Below are 16,683 nucleotides of genomic sequence, written 5' to 3'. Positions count from 1 at the left end.
CATGACGACGTGGAGAGAGTCGGCGCCCATAGGCCGACAGCTCATATGCGATAGTCTTGCCGCAAGTGGAGCGAAGCCGGCCCGTCCCGCGTGACCCATCTCACATCACCCCACCGGCGCCGTGGCTACCGTCATCGGCATGTCATCAGGGAGACGTGCCATGGCCACCATCGCCAATGCAAGAAAGTCCCGCCTGCATAACGCGCTCGAAGGCCTCGCGCTGACCGCGAGCCTGCAGAGCTTCCCGACCTTCGCCACATCGGCCTTCCTGCTCAAGCTCTGCGGCGACCACGACCTCGTCGGCGACCCCGGCGTTGCCATCTTCGTCGCATTTGCCTCGCTCGCCCACGCGACGCTGGCCGTGACCCTGGGCCCGAGTTTCCCGCACCTGTTCAAGACCGTCTACGAGCCGAAATTCTTCGAGGCCCATCTGTCGCTCTCCGACAAGATCACGGCATGGCGCACCCAGCCCGTCGCCTCGCTGCAATTGGTGACGATCGTGCTGCTGCTGTCGGTGATGGCGGTGGTGACGGCGAGCGTGGGGTGAGGGGGTAACCACGAACGTCGCCGATAAACCTACGCGTCTACCTCTTCTTCCACCCCCCGCGCCGTCCCGGCGCGCCACCCGTCGACTTCGGCGCCGGCCCGAACTCCGGACCCGACTGCCGCGAATCCGTCGGCTGGATGATGCGGCTGGCGCTGCCGAACGGCTTTGACGGCAACGCGCGGCTCTCGCGATAGGGCAGCGATTCCGGGCCGTGCATCTCGTCGAGATGCGGCTTGTGCACGCGGGAGCCTTTGCCGCCGCCGGCCTTGAGCGCGGTCGCGGCGCTCTTGTTCTTCATGGCGCTGACGGGCAGGTTCGCGGCATCGCCATACTTCTTCGCCCCCGCATAGGCGCCGGCCTTGCCCGCGACCACGCGCTGCTTGGCGGTGGGGTCGTCGACCACGGCGAGCTCGGTGGCGCGCAGGCGCTTGACTTCGTCGCGCAGGCGCGCGGCTTCCTCGAAGTTCAGGTCGGCCGCGGCCTCGCGCATCCTTGTTTCGAGATCGGCGAGCACGGCTTCGAAATTATGGCCGATCGAGATGACGTCGTCGGTCATGTCGTGGCCGCCGACCTCGATCAGCACGTGGTCGCGCTCGTAGACCGAGTTGAGGATGTCGCCGATCTGCTTCTTCACGCTCTCCGGCGTGATGCCGTTGGCGTTGTTGTACTCGACCTGCTTCTCGCGGCGGCGGTTGGTCTCGGCGATGGCGCGCTCCATCGATCCCGTCATCTGGTCGGCGTAGAGGATCACCTTGCCGTCGACGTTGCGCGCGGCGCGGCCGATGGTCTGGATCAGCGAGGTCTCGCTGCGCAGAAAACCTTCCTTGTCGGCGTCGAGGATAGCGACCAGCGCGCATTCGGGAATGTCGAGGCCTTCGCGCAAGAGGTTGATGCCGACCAGCGCGTCGAATGCACCGAGGCGCAAATCGCGGATGATCTCGATGCGCTCGATCGTGTCGATGTCCGAGTGCATGTAGCGGACGCGAATGCCCTGCTCGTGTAGATATTCGGTGAGGTCCTCCGCCATGCGTTTTGTGAGGACCGTGATCAGCGAGCGATAGCCCGCTTGCGCGGTGGCGCGCACCTCGCCGACGAGATCATCGACCTGCGTGCGGGCCGGGCGGATGTCGACGGGAGGATCGATCAGTCCCGTGGGGCGAATGACCTGCTCGACGAACACGCCGCCGCTCTCGTTCAGCTCCCAGCTGCCCGGGGTTGCCGACACCGCGACGGTCTGCGGCCGCATCATGTCCCATTCCTCGAAGCGGAGCGGGCGGTTGTCCATGCAGGACGGCAGGCGGAAGCCGTATTCGGCCAGCGTCGCCTTGCGGCGGAAGTCGCCGCGGAACATCGCGCCGATCTGCGGGATGGTGACGTGGCTCTCGTCTGCGAAGATCAGCGCGTTGTCGGGCACGTATTCGAACAGCGTCGGCGGCGGCTCGCCGGGGCGACGCCCGGTGAGGTAGCGCGAATAGTTCTCGATGCCGGCGCAGCTGCCCGTCGCCTCCATCATCTCGAGGTCGAAGGTGGTGCGCTGCTCCAGCCGCTGCGCCTCCAGCAGGCGGCCCTGGTTGTTGAGCTGGTCGAGCCGCTGCTTCAATTCGAACTTGATCGACTTGATCGCCTGCACCAGCGTCGGCCGTGGCGTCACGTAGTGCGAGTTGGCGTACATCTTGATGAATTCGAGCTCGTCCTGCTTGTGGCCGGTGAGCGGATCGAACTCCTCGATATTCTCGATGGTGTCGCCGAACAGGTTCACGCGCCAGGCGCGGTCTTCATAGTGCGCCGGAAAGATGTCGATGACGTCGCCGCGCACGCGAAACGTGCCGCGGGTGAAATCGGCCTGGGTGCGCTTGTACTGCAGCGCGACGAGATCGGCGATGAGCTGGCGCTGGTCGATGCGCTCGCCCTTCTTCAGCGCGAAGGTCATCGCGGTGTAGGTCTCGACCGAGCCGATACCGTAGATGCAGGACACCGAGGCCACGATGATGACGTCGTCGCGTTCGAGCAGCGCGCGCGTCGCCGAGTGGCGCATGCGGTCGATCTGCTCGTTGATCGAGGAATCCTTTTCGATGTACGTGTCCGTGCGGGGCACATACGCTTCCGGCTGGTAGTAGTCGTAATAGCTGACGAAATACTCGACTGCGTTGTCGGGGAAAAAGTTCTTGAACTCGCCATAGAGCTGGGCGGCCAGCGTCTTGTTCGGCGCCAGGATCAGGGCCGGGCGCTGCGTCGCCTCGATCACCTTGGCCATGGTGTAGGTCTTGCCCGAGCCGGTGACGCCCAGCAGCACCTGCGAACGGTCGTTGCGCTCGATGCCCTCGACCAGCTCGGCGATTGCGGTCGGCTGGTCGCCCTTGGGCTCGTAGGACGACTTGATCTCGAAGCGGACGCCGCCTTCGGACTTTTCCGGCCGCGGCGGCCGGTGCGGCGTCCACACCTTCATGGAGCCGTCGCCCTTGCGGAACTCCGGCCGGCCCTCGCGGATCAGCGATTCCAGTGCATCCGCGGTGGCCTTGACGCCGAGCGCCTCCATCTTGGACCGCGGCGGACGCGCCAGCGCCTCGGCATCATCCTCCTCGGTGGGCAGGCCGAGCTGCCGCGCCAGCTCCGGATCGAGCGTCGGAATCGTGGCCGCGGTTCCGTAATTGGCCTGCGGCGCCTCCTCCAGCCCGGCGAGCTCAGCCGACTGACGGGCGCCCGGCGGCTGCGGATTGGGCCGCAGCGGCATCGGCCGCGCCGCATCTTGTGGAAACTCCTTCGGCGTCGAAGCCCGCGCGCGATGTGCGGCGGCCTCGCCCCCGGCGCGGCGGTCGCGCGAATTGTCCGGCGGCGGCTGCAGGCCGGTGCCTGATCCCAAGCCCGCATCGCCGCGATTGATCGCGGGATTGAGCAGTTCGGCCAGCGCCGGCCCGATCGGCTGCACGTCGGGGCGGTGTGCCTTCGAGTTCGGAGCCTTGGTCTTCGTGGATTTGCCGGGTTTTTCGGAGGATGCAGGTTTCTTCGCCATGAGGCGAATATGGGACGAGTCCGCCCCGCAATAAAGGGTGAATGCCCGTGGCGATGCAGGCTGCTGACAGCAGGTTGGCAGCAGCCTTGCGGTTCACGCCGCCGGCAGCGGCCCCTCGTCGTCTCCGGTGCTGACATTCGGCTCGACGATGTCGAGATGAATGCCGCCGCAATCAGTGCAGCGCATGGTCCAGTACTCGCATCCGGCGCGGCCGCCTATCACACGGAGCACCGTGAGATCGCTGTCGCATTCCGGGCAGTTGGACAGCACTGCGCGGGCATAGATCCGCGGCTGCGCTGCATCGGTTTCGACGATGGACATACCGGTTCCCCCCTTTGCGCCGCCCTGTCTCTGATCCGCCTGCGGACCGCCTATTCGTCGTCGCCGCCGGCCCGCAGCCGAAAACGATCGATGTGGTGCTTGGCATCGGCAATCGCGGCATCGCGATCGGGCCAGGCGAAGCCGACTTCCATGGCCGGAAACAGCACGCCGTCGATGGCCACCGGGCTGAGATCGGCCCGGCGGATCCGCGCGTGCCACAGCCCCTTGCCAGCTTCGAAGGATTCGATGTCAAAGCCGTCGTAGAGGGTCGTCATGAGTGTAGGTCCCACGTTTCTTTTCGGAGGGTCACGAGACCACGTCTGCGGATTTTGGGATGTGAAGCCGTTCACAAGCGGGCGGCTTTTTTGCCCGCCTTCAGTTCCGCGCTGCAGCACGGCCGATCCGGCGCGGCCGGGCGGCGGGTTCCGATGCCGCCCGCATGATCCAGCGGCGGAAGGCGGCAAAGTCGCGCTGCTCGGTCTGGAAGCTGCGATAGAGCAGGTACCAGCGCATGCCCTTGGGCACTGACAGGTCGAACGGCGCTACCAGCCGGCCGGCCGCAAGATCGTCGTCGATATAGGGGCGGATGCCCATCGCGATGCCGAGCCCGTCGGCCGCGGCCTGCAGCGCCTGGCCGTAGAACTGGAACTCGGGCCCGCGCGCGCTGATCCGAGCCGTGCCCGCCGCCTTCAGCCAGATCGGCCAGTCCTCGGGTGAGTGCGCGACGCGGATCAGGCTCGGTCCCTTCAGGTCGGCCGGGCGCTTCAATCCTCCGGCAAGGCGAGGCACGCAGACGGGGGTGAGGTCGCCCGCGAACAGCGGCTCGGCGACGAGGCCGGGCCAGTCGCCGGTGCCGAGCTTGATGCCGCAGTTCCAGTCCTCGCCGAACGGCACCGCGGCGCCGCCGGTGGTGAAGCGCACCTCGATGTCGGGCTCCTCGCTGCGAAACTCCGAAAGGCGCGGGATCAGCCAGCGCATCGCAAAGGTGTGGCCGACGCCGATGGTGAGCACGCGCACGCTCGCAGGCGCCGTCACCTGCGCCGTGAGGCTCGCCAGCGCATCGAAGATCGGGGTCAGCCCGCTTTGATAGGCGCGGCCGGCCTGCGTCAGCACGAGCCTGTTGGCCTTGCGCTCGAACAAGGCGACGCCGAGCCGCTCTTCGAGCAGGTGCACCATGCGGCTGACGGCGGCCGCCGATACGCTCAGCTCCAACCCGGCCGCAGCAAAGCTTCCGGTCCGCGCCGCCGCCTCGAACGCCTTGATGCCGTTGAGAAACAGCAGTCGCCGCAAATGATCACCCTCAGGAAAGCTGATGCCAGGGCAAGATAACTCAGTTTGCGGAAAAGGCGCAAGCGAGGCACGTTCTCCTTTGCCTCTCCCCGCGAGTGGGGCGAGGGAGTGCAACAGTTCGCGTCCCTCACTCGCCCTCGGGAGATCCTTTCGTGACGCCCATCATGATCGCTGCCCTCGGATTGCTGATGGTGGCCACGGCGTTCCTGTCGGGGCTGTTCGGCATGGCGGGCGGGCTGATCCTGATCGGCGTGCTGCTGGCCCTGATGCCGCTGCCGACCGCGATGGTGCTGCATGCGATCACGCAGATGGCCTCGAACGGCTGGCGCGCGTTCCTGTGGCGGGCGCATATCCGCTGGCGGCCGGTCGCGAACTATATGGTCGGCGCGGCCGTCGCGCTCGCGGCGTGGTCGCTGACCCGCTACGTGCCAGACAAGCCGACGGCGCTGCTCTTGCTCGGCGTCACCCCGTTCATGGCGCGGCTTTTGCCGGCGAACGTCAAGCCGGATCCTGATAGCCTCTGGCAGGGCACGGTCTACGGCACGATCTGCATGGGCCTGATGCTGATGACCGGCGTCTCCGGCCCGCTGCTCGACACCTTCTTCCTCGGCGGCGATTTCGGCCGGCGCGAGAAGGTTGCGACCAAGGCGATGTGCCAGGTCGTCAGCCATTTCACCAAGCTAATCTATTTCGGCGGCATCATCGACCAGGCCGCGGGCCTCGATCCCGTGCTCGCTGCCGTCGCCATCGCAGCCTCGATGCTCGGCACCACGCTGGCGCGGCGCATCCTCGAAGCCATGACCGACCAGCAGTTCATCGCCTGGTCCAACAAGCTGATCACCACCATCGCCTGCTACTACATCGTCCACGGCGGCTGGCTGTTGCTGCGTGCGCCGGTTCTGGCTGCCTTCGACAAGGGAGGTTTGCAATGAGCGAGACGGCCGATCCGCTGGTGCTGGACTTCGTCGAATGGGTGGCGCGCGAGCCGCGCGCCTATGCCGAGGTGATCGCGACCTGGAAGACCTCGTGCCCGCGCCTCACCATCTGGGAAGACGCCGCCGAGCGCGGCTACGTCGCGCGCGAGACGATTGCAGGTCTCGGGCTGGTGATCGCGGTGACGGAAGGCGGTGAGAGGCTGTTGCGCGCCAACGGGCGGTAGTTTCTTTGCCTCTCCCCGCCTGCGGGGAGAGGCCGACACGCGAAGCGTGGCGGGTGAGGGGGAGTCTCCGCGAGTCCGTCTCTCACTGTGATTGCGGAGGCAGCCCCTCACCCCAACCCTCTCCCCGTAAGAACGGGGAGAGGGAGAAGACATAGCGCAGCTCTCTCCACATCGTCATTGCGAGCGCAAGCGAAGCAATCCAGAATGTCACTGCAGCGGTAGCCTGGATTGCTTCGCTGCGCTCGCAATGACGGAGCACTGGTCCATGTCGCTCAAACTCTACGAACTCGTCGGCACCGATCCAGCGCGCCCCTTCAGCCCGTATTGCTGGCGCACGCGGATGGCGCTCGCGCACAAGGGCCTTGCAGCGGAATCGCTGCCCTGGCGCTTCACCGAGAAGAGCGCGATTGCGCCGCACGGCTCGGAGAAGGTCCCGGTGCTGATGCATCACGACAAGCCGATCGTCGATTCCTGGATCATCGCGAACTATCTCGAGGACCATTTTCCGGATCGCCCGTCGCTGTTCGGCGGCGAGGGCGGCCGCGCCATGGCGCGCATGATCAATGCGTGGGGCGACATCGCCATCGTGGGCGGCATCTTTCCGCTCATCATCGCCGACATCCCGAACAATCTGAATGAACTCGATGCCGCCTATTTCCGCAAGTCGCGCGAGGCGCGCTTCGGCGGCAAGACGCTCGAGGAGATCATGGCGAGCCGCGACACCGGCATCGTCGCGTTCCGCAAATCGCTCGAGATCATGCGGCAGACGTTCAAGACGCAACCTTTTCTCGGCGGGCAGGCACCGAACTACGCCGATTACATCGTGTTCGGCGGATTCCAATGGGCGCGCGTGGTCAGCCCGTTCAAGCTGCTGGATGCGGATGATCCCATCTATGCCTGGCGGGAAAAGCTGCTGGATGCGTTCGACGGCTTGGCGCGCAAATCGCCGGGGCACGAGGTATAAGCTTCGTAGTTTCGTAGGGTGGGCAAAGGCGCAAAGCGCCGTGCCCACCATCGCTTACCGATACGAAGGAAGAAGACGTGGGCACGCTTTCGCTTTGCCCACCCTACGACACGGCCTCCGCCGCCGCCTTCCGCAAGCACTCCCGGCACAGGCAGTCGTCGCCCTCGAGCGGCATCGGCAGTTTTGCCGTCTCCTCCGCGCACCAGCAATTGCCTGAGAGATCGCAGCCGAATTCGCTGCCGCAACGGGAACAGGTGAGACTGCGCGCAAGTGCCGGCGCTGACGGCATTTCTTTCGGATTTGTCATGATCTACGTCGAAGCTTCGCCGTCATTTTCATGGCGGGTTCATCTGCCGCTGCAGTATATTACGCGTCGCCCGCGTCGCAGGAAAGCACCTCGCAACACGCGAAGGACAGATCATCGATGGCCCGCGATTCGCAAGCCGCCCTCGTCGCGCTCAACCGCTTCGGCTTCGGCGCCCGCGGCGGTGCATCGGGCGATCTCGTCAACGCAAGCTCCGACCCGCGCGGCTTCGTGAAGGCCGAGCTTTCGCGTGCCAATGGCGTGCTGCTGGAAGCGCCGGGCCTGCAATCGACGCCGCAGCTCGGGCAGGCCGTGTTTGCCTATCAGGACCAGGTCAAGCAGGCGCGTGAGGCGGCGAAGGCCGCCGCGCCCGCCGAGACGCCGGCACTAGCGCCTGCCGATCAGGACGCGCCCTTGCGCCGCAATCTCTCGCTGAATGCAGCGGCAGAGATCACTGGCCAAATGGCCGATGCGAAGCCCACAGGCAGCGCACCGAAGCCGGAGACCATGCAGCCGAACGCTGCGCCGCCTGCTGCCAAGCCAGCGCCGCAGCCGCTCAATGTCATCCAGAAAACCTTTCGCGCCGAGGCGCTGGCGCGGCTGCAGCGCGCCACGCTGGCCGAGTGCGGCTTCACCGAGCGCCTCGTCGCGTTCTGGTCCAATCATTTCTGCATCTCTGCCAGCAAGGGCGAGCTGGCGCGGATCTGGGCCGGCGCGTTCGAGCGCGAGGCGATCCGGCCGCACGTGCTCGGTCGCTTCGCCGACATGCTGAGGGCGGTCGAGCAGCATCCGGCGATGCTGTTCTTCCTCGACAACCAGCAATCGCTTGGACCCGACTCGCGCGCGGGACAAAACCGCAAGCGCGGGCTGAACGAAAATCTCGCGCGCGAGATCATGGAGCTGCATACGCTCGGCGTCGGCGGCGGCTACACCCAAGGCGACGTCACCTCGCTCGCGCGCATCATCACCGGCTGGACCTTTGCCGGCAGGCAAGGGCAGCTCGGGGTTCCCGGCTCCTTCGTTTTCAACACCAATGCGCATCAGCCCGGGCCGCAGGTGCTGCTCGGCAAGACCTACGATCAGGCCGGCCTCGCACAGGGCGAAGCCGCGCTCGCCGATCTCGCGCGGCATCCCTCGACCGCGAATTTCATCGCCACCAAATTCGTCCGTCACTTCGTCGCGGACGAGCCGCCGCCGGCGCTCGTTGCGCGCCTGCGCGACGTCTTCGTCAAGACCGACGGCGATCTCAAGGCGATGGCGACCACGCTCGTCGATTCCGAGGAAGCATGGAAAGCGCCGCTCACGAAGCTGCGCTCGCCATACGATTTCCTGGTCGCGAGCGGCCGGCTGTTGGCACGCGTGCCCGAGGATTCCGGCGCCTATCTCAACAACCTCAATCTGCTCGGCCAGCCGCTGTGGTCGCCGCCGGGTCCCAACGGCTTTCCCGACAGCAATGCCGCCTGGGGCGCGCCGGAAGGCATCAAGCTCAGGCTCGACATCGCGGCGCAGATCGGCGCGCGACTTGGCAACAACATCGATCCGCTCGACCTCCTTGAGTTCGCCGATGCCGCCTCGGCCGAGACGCGGCGGACGATCGAGCGCGCGGCGTCGCGGCAGCAGGCGCTGGCGCTGCTGCTGATGTCGCCGGAAATGCAGAGGAGATGATGATGACCGACTGCGTCGAGAACCGGCTCCTCACCTCCCGCCGCGGTCTCCTGCTCGGCGGCGCGTCCTTTGCGGCCTGGGCTTACCTGCCGAAATTCGCCCGCGCGGCCGACGGGCGCGATCCGCGATTGATCGTGGTGATCCTGCGCGGGGCGCTGGACGGGCTCTCGACCGTCGCGCCGCTCGGCGATCCCGATTATGCCGGCCTGCATGGATCGATCGCGCTCAGCGCCGACGGTGCCCATCCCGCGATCATGCTCGATTCCTTCTTTGCGTTGCATCCGGCGATGCCGGAGTTTGCGCGCATGTATCGCGACAAGCACGCGGCGGTGATCCACGCGGTCGCGACGCCCTATCGCGACCGCTCGCATTTCGACGGCCAGGACGTGCTCGAAAGCGGCTATGCCGGCCCCGGCCGCGTGCAGTCCGGCTGGCTCAACCGCGCACTGGAATCGCTGCCGCGCGGCGAGCGCGTGTCGAGCGGGCTTGCGGTCGGGCCCACCACGCCGCTGGTGCTGCGCGGCAATGCGCCGACCGTCGGCTGGGCGCCGGTCGCGTTGCCGCAGGCCGACGACGACACCGCGATGCGCCTTGTCGAGCTCTATCGGCACCGCGATCCCGCCTTGGCCTCGGCACTGTCGCAAGGCCTTCAGCTCGACAAGGTCGCGAGCGGCGACGACATGAACGCGACGCGCGGCAATGCGGTCGCACAGATGCGGCAGGTCGCGCGCGGCGCCGCAAAGCTGATGGCGGCCGATGATGGCCCGCGCATCGCCGCGCTCGCCTTCGACGGCTGGGACACGCATGCCAATGAAGGCGGCCCTGTGGGGCGTCTCGCCTTCCTGCTCGGCGGCCTCGACGGCGCGCTCGCTGAATTCGAAAGCGGCTTAAGGGATCGCTGGCGCGACACTGTCGTGGTTGTCGCCACCGAGTTCGGCCGCACCGCGCGCATCAACGGCACCGAGGGGACCGATCACGGCACCGGCACGATCGCCTTGCTTGCCGGCGGCGCGGTGCAGGGCGGCCGGGTGATCGCGGACTGGCCCGGCCTCAAGCTCGCCAATCTGTATGAGGGCCGTGACCTCAAGCCGACCACGGATCTGCGCTCGGTGATCAAAGGCGTGCTGCAGGATCAGTTCGGCCTGTCCGATCGCGCGCTGGCCGAGACGGTGTTCCCCGACAGCGCAGGAGCACGGCCGATGCGCGGACTGGTTGGCTAAGCCGTCATTCCGGGGCGCGCGGAGCGCGAACCGGAATCCATCTCTCGACGCGTTCTGCAGAAAAATGGATTCCGGGCCCGCGCCTTGCGGCGCGTCCCGGAATGACGACATGATGAGCCGAGCATCAGGAGACACCACCCCATGTACATCGCCATGAACCGCTTTCGCGTCGCCAAGGGCTCCGAGGCTGCCTTCGAGCAGGTCTGGCTCACGCGCGACACCCATCTCGACAAGGTGCCGGGCTTCGTCGAGTTTCACCTGCTGCGCGGGCCGGAAGCCGAGGACCACACGCTGTACGCCTCGCACACCGTGTGGGCGAATTATGCGGCGTTTGAGGCCTGGACCAAGTCGGAAGCGTTTCGCGCGGCACATCATAAAGCGGGCGACAACAAGCCGCATTATCTCGGCCATCCCCAGTTCGAAGGTTTCGAGGTGATGCAGACCGTGGGGCGCGGCGCCAAGTAACGCTGCCAAGTAACGCTGCCAGCAAAAAAATGCGGCCCCTGTCAGACGCGGCGACTGACGGGGACCGCTGGGGGCGCATGATCGGTGACGGGGGGCCTGACCAGACGCAGGGGCAGCCTAGCCTTGCTGTGTTACGCGCGGGTGACAGGTGGAGTTATCCACAGGCTCCCGGCACGACTCAGAAGATCTTGCGATAGACGATGAAACCGGAGCGCTCCGCGACCTTGTCGTACAGGCGCTGCGCCGTGAGATTGGTCTCGTGCGTCTGCCAGTAGACCCGCGGCGATCCTGCCAGCTTCGCCCGCTCGTAGACGCCATGGATCAGCGCCGAGCCGACGCCCTTGCCGCGCGCGGCCTCCGATGTGAACAGGTCCTGCAAATAGCAGGACGGCTCGATCGCGGTGGTGCTGCGATGGAACAGATAATGCGTCAGCCCGAGCAGGCGGCCATCACTTTCGGCGACCAGCGCATGCATCGGCTCATAAGCATCGAAGAAGCGCTGCCACGTCATCCCAGTGATCTCGGGCGCGAGCGCGGTCGGACCGGAGCGGCCGTAAAAGGCGTTGTAGCCGTCCCACAGCGGCAGCCATTGATCGTAATCCTGCCTGGTGACGGCGCGAATGATGAGCGACATGTGAATTTCCGCGATCTCGGAGCTGCGCGATGAAGGCATGCCCTTCATACGTGATGATCGTATGGCCGATCAATCGCGTGGAGATGAGGATTGGTTGAATCGGTGCCGGCTCAGAATTCGGTTCACCTCTCCCGAAGGGAGAGGTCGGATCGCATCGCAGATGCGATCCGGGTGAGGGGTTACGGTCTCAGTGAACGCCGTGGCCCCTCACCCGGATTGCTGCGCAATCCGACCTCTCCCCGCTGGGGAGAGGTGAACCTCCAGCGACCAGCAGAGCTTGAATTCAACACGCTCTACTCCGCAACGCGCAAGTACTGGATCAGCTTGCGGCCGGTCGGATCGCGCAGCGAGCGGTAGTAGTCGGCGCGCGCCGGCGCATCGGTGTGGCGCACGAGGTCGGTCACCGGCGTGTAGCTCAGCATCCGCCCGCCGTCGGCGAGTGCGGTGCAGACGAAGCGCAGCACCTCGCCGTTGCGCAGCGCGACGTTGATCGGCGTGGCATCGCCGACCCGGACCATCTCCATGCGCTGCGCGATGAAAGTGCCGAGCTCGTCCTCGGGCAGCGCGAACGCGCCGGTGTCGCGGCCGTGATACATCAGCGCGATGAAGGGTGGCTTCGCCTCGGCGACCTCGTCCGGCACCGCAAAATAGTCGCGGAACGCGCGGTTGATGAATTCGGCCCGGGTCTCGGCATCGAGCAGCACGATGCCGATATCGACCTTGTCGAGCGCGGCCGACCGCCGCGCGGCAATGGCGTGGCTGCGGCGCTCGGCCGCGAAACTGCCGAGCAGCCGCTCGCGCATCAGCCCGGTGATGCCGGCGGTTCCGAAAACGGTGATGGCCAGGAGGCCGAGCGGCGCCAGATCGGCGGCGCCATGGCCGGAGACGCCGTGGCGGTTGAGGAAGAACAGCGCCCCGCCGATCACCGCGACAATCGCGGTCGTCACGGCGGAGGCGAGACCTGCGAGCGCGCCGGCGAGAGCCACGATGGCGACGAACAGCGGGGCGGGCGAGGGCGCGGGGACGAAGCGATCAAGCAGAATCGCCAGCAGCAGGGTCGCTGCCGTCAGCGCCGGACCGGAGATCGCACGCCATCCGAACCGCATGGACCTGTCTCGCTCCTTCCGAACGAGGTAAGGCCGCAACACTGGCTGATTGTTGCGTGACCGCGATGCGATTTCGCGCGGCGTGCTTAAGGCGCGCTTGCGCGCAAGCGTAAGGCTTTCGGATGATTTTAGACCATGTGCGCGCGCTGCTGCAGCGTCGGCGCATGCAGCGTCGACGTGCCCGTGCCCTTGCGCGTGCCGACGATGATCAGCAGCGAGGCGACCAGGATGGCCGCAGTCAGGGTGATTGCAACGACTACCACAGGTGATTTCATCGACGTCCTGTCGCGATGCCGGTCGGCGCGGGCCGCACGGCGCCCTGAAGGCTGGTCCAGGATGAAACGGGAATCAGACCGGCAGGCCCATCGCCATGGTCGCCTTGGTCGACAACACCGTCAGGGTGACGATCAGGCACAGCGAAAGCGCGGCGACGGCGAGCGAAGCCGCGACCGCATGGGTGAGCCGGGAAGACGCGACGGTAGCGGATGGGCTCTGAAAGCCTGCCGTGCCGGACGCCCGCATCATGGTCTAAATCCTTCAACACGCGAGCGAATCACCCGCGACTTTCCAGAATTTCCCAGTTTCAACCGGCAAGATTGCGGCGGCCATAGCGCTGAAAATGGCCAGATTGCGGCAAATATTACCTTTATACCCGCTATTCGCCGGAGCGGACGCGTCGTCAGGCGCTCGCGGCGATGCTGGCGGGGTCGTCGATGTCGGCCGGGCGCCAGTCCATGGTCACGAAGCCGGGCGTGGCTTCGACGCGTTTCAGCCAGTCCCGGATCGCCGGGAAGGCCTGGAGGTCGAAGTCGCAGCGGTCGGCGAGGTGGGTGTAGCCGTACAGCGCGATGTCGGCGACCGTGAGTTGGCGCGCAGCGAAGTAGGGGGTGGTCTTGAGGTGGTTCTCCATCACCTGGAGCGCGCCATAGCCGCGCTCCATCCAGTCCTCCAGCGAATGGGTCTGCAGGTCGCGGCCGCCCTTGACCAGCGACAGCCAGAAATAGGCCGCGCCGATGTTCGGCTCGAGCGCGTGCTGCTCGAAGAACATCCATTGCAGCGCCTCGGCGCGGTCGATGCGGTTTTCCGGCGCGAGCGGCGTGCCGACGGCAACGTACCAGAGGATGGCGTTGGACTCGGCGAGATAGCGGTCCTCGCCGACCTCGAGCAGCGGCACCTGCCCCGACGGGTTCTTGGACAGGAAATCCGGCGTGCGGCTCTCGCCGCGCAGAATGTCCACCTCCACCGCTTCGTAAGGCAGGTTGAGCAGCGCCAGCGCGAGGCGGACCTTGTAGCTGTTGCCCGAGCGTTGCATCGAATAGAGCTTGTACATTCTGGCGTTCGAAATCCGAGGACGAGAAGACGCGGCGCCCGTTGCCCCGCGAGGCGGCTAAACAATGATGCCGATGCGAATCCGCCGCAAGTGCCGTCCGATAGAAAAACTCGAAAACCCTACCGCACTGCAATGGCAAGGAAGATCGTTTCCGCGACGATGCAGTTCAGTTCACATGTACGTCAATCTGCGGACACATCGCTCTACGTAGGCTACCGCATAGACGATCGAGATTAGGACGCCAGTGTTTCCGCATCGTCATGGCCGGGCTTGACCCGGCCATCCACGTCTCACTTGCCGCACGAAGAACGTGGATGCCCGGGACAAGCCCGGGCATGACGACGAGCGGTTTCCTGGAGACGTGCACCATCCAGAATTGCTCCGAGGACAGGCCTTGTCGGATATGAGCAATTGCGGAGGCAATGTTACGGAATATTGCGGGAAACCGCGCCTCGCAGCCCTCCAAATCGTAAACTTTTCCGGGATCTGGCCGAAGTTTCTTGCGGCCCAGCGGCACACGTTTTAGGGTGGCTCATTCCCACAATTGGAGTCGTGAGGCGAAGGGCTTCACGACGCTCGCCAGGAGATGATGATGTCCTTCCTTGCCGCTGCGCTCGACCGTGTGAAGCCGTCCGCGACCATCGCGGTCACGGATAAAGCACGCGCGCTGAAAGCGGCGGGCCGCAACGTCATCGGCCTCGGCGCCGGCGAGCCCGACTTCGACACGCCCGCCAACATCAAGCTGGCGGCGATCCGCGCCATCGAGGCCGGCAAGACCAAGTACACCGCGGTCGACGGCATTCCCGAGCTGAAGGAAGCCATCATCGCGAAATTTCAGCGCGAGAACGGCGTCGCCTACAAGCCGAACCAGATCATCGTCGGCACCGGCGGCAAGCAGGTGCTCTACAACGCGTTGATGGCGACCATCAATCCGGGCGACGAGGTGATCATTCCCGCGCCCTATTGGGTCAGCTATCCCGAGATGGTCGCGCTCGCGGGCGGTGAGCCGGTGCCGGTGGTCTGCACCGCCGCGACCGGCTTCAAGCTCCAGGCCGAGGCGCTCGAGCGCGCGATCACGCCGAAGACCAAATGGGTCATCCTGTGCTCGCCGTCGAACCCGACCGGAGCTGCCTACACGCGTTCGGAGCTGAAAGCGCTCACCGACGTGCTGGTGAAGCATCCCCACGTCTGGGTGATGACCGACGACATGTACGAGCATCTCGTCTATGACGACTTCCAGTTCACCACGGTCGCGCAGGTCGAGCCGAAACTCTACGACCGCACGCTCACCGTGAACGGCGTCTCGAAGGCCTATTGCATGACCGGCTGGCGCATCGGCTACGCCGGCGGTCCCGCGCAGCTCATCAAGGCGATGTCGACGATCCAGTCGCAGTCGACCTCGAACCCCTCGTCGATCGCACAATGGGCCGCGGTCGAGGCGCTGAACGGTCCGCAGGACTTCATCCCCGCCAACAACAAGGTGTTCAAGGAGCGGCGCGACCTCGTCGTCTCCATGCTCAATCAGGCCAAGGGAATCGAGTGCCCGCGTCCCGAAGGCGCGTTCTACGTCTATCCGTCCTGCGCCGGAACGATCGGCAAGACCGCGCCGTCGGGCAAGGTGATCGCCAATGACGAGGACTTCGTCACCGAGCTCCTGGAGACCGAAGGCGTCGCCGTGGTGCAGGGGTCGGCCTTCGGCCTTGGACCGGCGTTCCGCATATCCTACGCGACCAAGACCTCGGACCTCGAAGACGCCTGCAAGCGCATCCAGCGCTTCTGCGGCAATCTGCGGTAAGACGGTCGCGACAAGAATCGGAAAGGCCCGCTTCGGCGGGCCTTTTTTGTTGTGTTTCGATAAGCGGAGTCGGATGGACTTTTTGTTTCTGGTCGGCGTTGTGCCCGGCCCCTCACCCGGATCACATCTGCGATGTGATCCGACCTCTCCCCGCGGAAGAGCGGGGAGAGGTTAAGCAAGGCCGGCGACGTTGCATTGTGAGGGACGCGGTTCTCTCACTCCCTCGCCCCGTTCTTACGGGGAGAGGGTGGGGTGAGGGGCTCTCTCCGCGAATCCGGTTTTAGTTGCACGCGATCTGGCACGGCCGCGGCTCTTGTGGCATAGACCCGCAACACGGGTGGGGCGCTCTCTCTGCTCGCATCACACTTTTCGCCGGAGACATTCATGCGCCGTTCGTTCCTCTTCGCTGCACTCACCGCTGCCGGCCTCATGGCCTCCGTCGTGAACACCGGCGCGCAGCAGCGGATGGCGCGGGTCGGCGTGCTCGAATGCCGCGGCGGCGCCAGCGTCGGCTTCATCGTGGGGTCGGTGACTCATCTCGGCTGCGTGCTGCGCGCCGACGGCTTGCCCGACGACCGCTACGTCGCGACCATCCGGAAAGTGGGCCTCGACATCGGCATCACCCAGGAGACGGCTTTGGCCTGGGGCGTGTTCGCGCCGGTCGACCGGCTCGGCCCCGGCGACCTCTCCGGCAATTACGTCGGCGCGCAGGGCAGCGCCTCGGTCGGTGTCGGCTTGGGGGGCAACGTGCTGGTCGGCGGCTCCAACAATTCGATCGCGCTGCAGCCGCTGAGCGTGCAGGGCCAGGTCGGCCTCAACATCGCCGCCGGCCTCGAGAGCCTGGAACTCCGTCCGGGCCGTTGACACTTCTGC

The 16,683-nt window shown here is 65.9% G+C and carries 19 protein-coding genes; 9 read left to right on the top strand and 10 right to left on the bottom strand.

All coding sequences use genetic code 11. The features are described from left to right. The first annotated feature begins 160 nt into the window (after positions 1-160). Positions 161-547 (top strand): hypothetical protein, encoded by a 387-nt coding sequence (locus ACM43_RS06410; RefSeq protein WP_157286541.1) that lies wholly within the window; start codon positions 161-163, stop codon positions 545-547. Between the two features lie 37 nt (positions 548-584). Here the strand turns inward: ACM43_RS06410 and uvrB are convergent, their stop codons facing one another. The 4 genes from uvrB to ACM43_RS06390 form a co-directional block, all read right to left on the bottom strand. Then, on the bottom strand, positions 585-3,557 hold the full coding sequence (uvrB, locus tag ACM43_RS06405; protein ID WP_271539004.1) for an excinuclease ABC subunit UvrB: 2,973 nt from the start codon (positions 3,555-3,557) through the stop codon (positions 585-587). Between the two features lie 93 nt (positions 3,558-3,650). Continuing rightward, positions 3,651-3,878: a hypothetical protein gene (locus ACM43_RS06400; RefSeq protein ID WP_271539002.1), complete on the bottom strand. Its 228-nt coding sequence runs from the start codon at positions 3,876-3,878 to the stop codon at positions 3,651-3,653. 50 nt (positions 3,879-3,928) lie between these two features. Next, entirely contained in the window at positions 3,929-4,153 is a 225-nt protein-coding gene (locus tag ACM43_RS06395; protein ID WP_157286544.1) for a hypothetical protein, read from the bottom strand. A gap of 100 nt (positions 4,154-4,253) precedes the next feature. Further along, on the bottom strand, positions 4,254-5,168 hold the full coding sequence (locus tag ACM43_RS06390) for a LysR substrate-binding domain-containing protein (protein ID WP_157286545.1): 915 nt from the start codon (positions 5,166-5,168) through the stop codon (positions 4,254-4,256). 152 nt (positions 5,169-5,320) lie between these two features. Here ACM43_RS06390 and ACM43_RS06385 point away from each other — a divergent pair, with 152 nt between their 5' ends. The 3 genes from ACM43_RS06385 to ACM43_RS06375 all read left to right on the top strand — a co-directional run bounded on the left by ACM43_RS06385 (position 5,321) and on the right by ACM43_RS06375 (position 7,291). Then, positions 5,321-6,100 carry a sulfite exporter TauE/SafE family protein gene (locus ACM43_RS06385; protein WP_271538998.1) on the top strand — a complete coding sequence of 260 codons (780 nt, stop codon included), beginning with the start codon at positions 5,321-5,323 and terminating at the stop codon, positions 6,098-6,100. Continuing rightward, positions 6,097-6,327 (top strand): hypothetical protein, encoded by a 231-nt coding sequence (locus ACM43_RS06380; RefSeq protein ID WP_128264786.1) that lies wholly within the window; start codon positions 6,097-6,099, stop codon positions 6,325-6,327. The genes ACM43_RS06385 and ACM43_RS06380 overlap by 4 nt, the downstream gene beginning before the upstream one ends. A 265-nt stretch (positions 6,328-6,592) precedes the next feature. Continuing rightward, complete coding sequence (locus tag ACM43_RS06375; RefSeq protein ID WP_271538994.1) at positions 6,593-7,291, top strand: glutathione S-transferase family protein; 699 nt, start codon at positions 6,593-6,595, stop codon at positions 7,289-7,291. A 103-nt stretch (positions 7,292-7,394) separates the two neighbouring features. Here ACM43_RS06375 and ACM43_RS06370 read toward each other — a convergent pair whose 3' ends face one another. Beyond that, positions 7,395-7,598, bottom strand: coding sequence for a cysteine-rich CWC family protein (locus ACM43_RS06370; protein ID WP_271538992.1), 204 nt, complete (start codon positions 7,596-7,598; stop codon positions 7,395-7,397). Positions 7,599-7,715: 117 nt separating this feature from the next. Here ACM43_RS06370 and ACM43_RS06365 point away from each other — a divergent pair, with 117 nt between their 5' ends. The 3 genes from ACM43_RS06365 (at position 7,716) to ACM43_RS06355 (ending at position 10,945) form a co-directional block, all read left to right on the top strand. After that, complete coding sequence (locus tag ACM43_RS06365) at positions 7,716-9,260, top strand: DUF1800 domain-containing protein (protein WP_271538990.1); 1,545 nt, start codon at positions 7,716-7,718, stop codon at positions 9,258-9,260. 2 nt (positions 9,261-9,262) lie between these two features. After that, complete coding sequence (locus ACM43_RS06360) at positions 9,263-10,480, top strand: DUF1501 domain-containing protein (RefSeq protein ID WP_271538988.1); 1,218 nt, start codon at positions 9,263-9,265, stop codon at positions 10,478-10,480. 141 nt (positions 10,481-10,621) lie between these two features. Beyond that, positions 10,622-10,945 (top strand): antibiotic biosynthesis monooxygenase family protein, encoded by a 324-nt coding sequence (locus ACM43_RS06355; protein WP_271538986.1) that lies wholly within the window; start codon positions 10,622-10,624, stop codon positions 10,943-10,945. A gap of 178 nt (positions 10,946-11,123) precedes the next feature. On the opposite strand, the gene ACM43_RS06350 is transcribed toward ACM43_RS06355, so the two are convergent. From ACM43_RS06350 to ACM43_RS06330, 5 genes are all read right to left on the bottom strand, one after another. Continuing rightward, a complete protein-coding gene (locus tag ACM43_RS06350) occupies positions 11,124-11,579 on the bottom strand; it encodes a GNAT family N-acetyltransferase (RefSeq protein ID WP_036040093.1) in 456 nt (151 codons plus the stop codon). A gap of 293 nt (positions 11,580-11,872) precedes the next feature. Next, the gene (locus ACM43_RS06345; RefSeq protein ID WP_271538983.1) at positions 11,873-12,685 is read right to left on the bottom strand and encodes a PAS-domain containing protein; all 813 of its coding nucleotides are present in this window, start codon (positions 12,683-12,685) and stop codon (positions 11,873-11,875) included. 128 nt (positions 12,686-12,813) lie between these two features. After that, a complete protein-coding gene (locus tag ACM43_RS06340) occupies positions 12,814-12,960 on the bottom strand; it encodes a hypothetical protein (protein WP_271538982.1) in 147 nt (48 codons plus the stop codon). 73 nt (positions 12,961-13,033) lie between these two features. Further along, the gene (locus ACM43_RS06335; RefSeq protein ID WP_162832045.1) at positions 13,034-13,210 is read right to left on the bottom strand and encodes a hypothetical protein; all 177 of its coding nucleotides are present in this window, start codon (positions 13,208-13,210) and stop codon (positions 13,034-13,036) included. 154 nt (positions 13,211-13,364) lie between these two features. Further along, positions 13,365-14,015: a glutathione S-transferase family protein gene (locus ACM43_RS06330; protein ID WP_157286552.1), complete on the bottom strand. Its 651-nt coding sequence runs from the start codon at positions 14,013-14,015 to the stop codon at positions 13,365-13,367. A 592-nt stretch (positions 14,016-14,607) separates the two neighbouring features. On the opposite strand from ACM43_RS06330, the gene ACM43_RS06325 reads away from it, so the two are divergent. Continuing rightward, on the top strand, positions 14,608-15,810 hold the full coding sequence (locus tag ACM43_RS06325) for a pyridoxal phosphate-dependent aminotransferase (RefSeq protein WP_036009490.1): 1,203 nt from the start codon (positions 14,608-14,610) through the stop codon (positions 15,808-15,810). Positions 15,811-16,194: 384 nt separating this feature from the next. Continuing rightward, positions 16,195-16,674 carry a DUF992 domain-containing protein gene (locus tag ACM43_RS06320; protein ID WP_157286553.1) on the top strand — a complete coding sequence of 160 codons (480 nt, stop codon included), beginning with the start codon at positions 16,195-16,197 and terminating at the stop codon, positions 16,672-16,674. Positions 16,675-16,683: the final 9 nt, after the last annotated feature.

This window comes from Bradyrhizobium sp. CCBAU 45321 (genome assembly GCF_028128975.1).
Lineage (GTDB): Bacteria > Pseudomonadota > Alphaproteobacteria > Rhizobiales > Xanthobacteraceae > Bradyrhizobium > Bradyrhizobium yuanmingense.
Note: the sequence above shows the minus strand (reverse complement) of the source record. Positions and strands in the feature narration are given on the sequence as shown.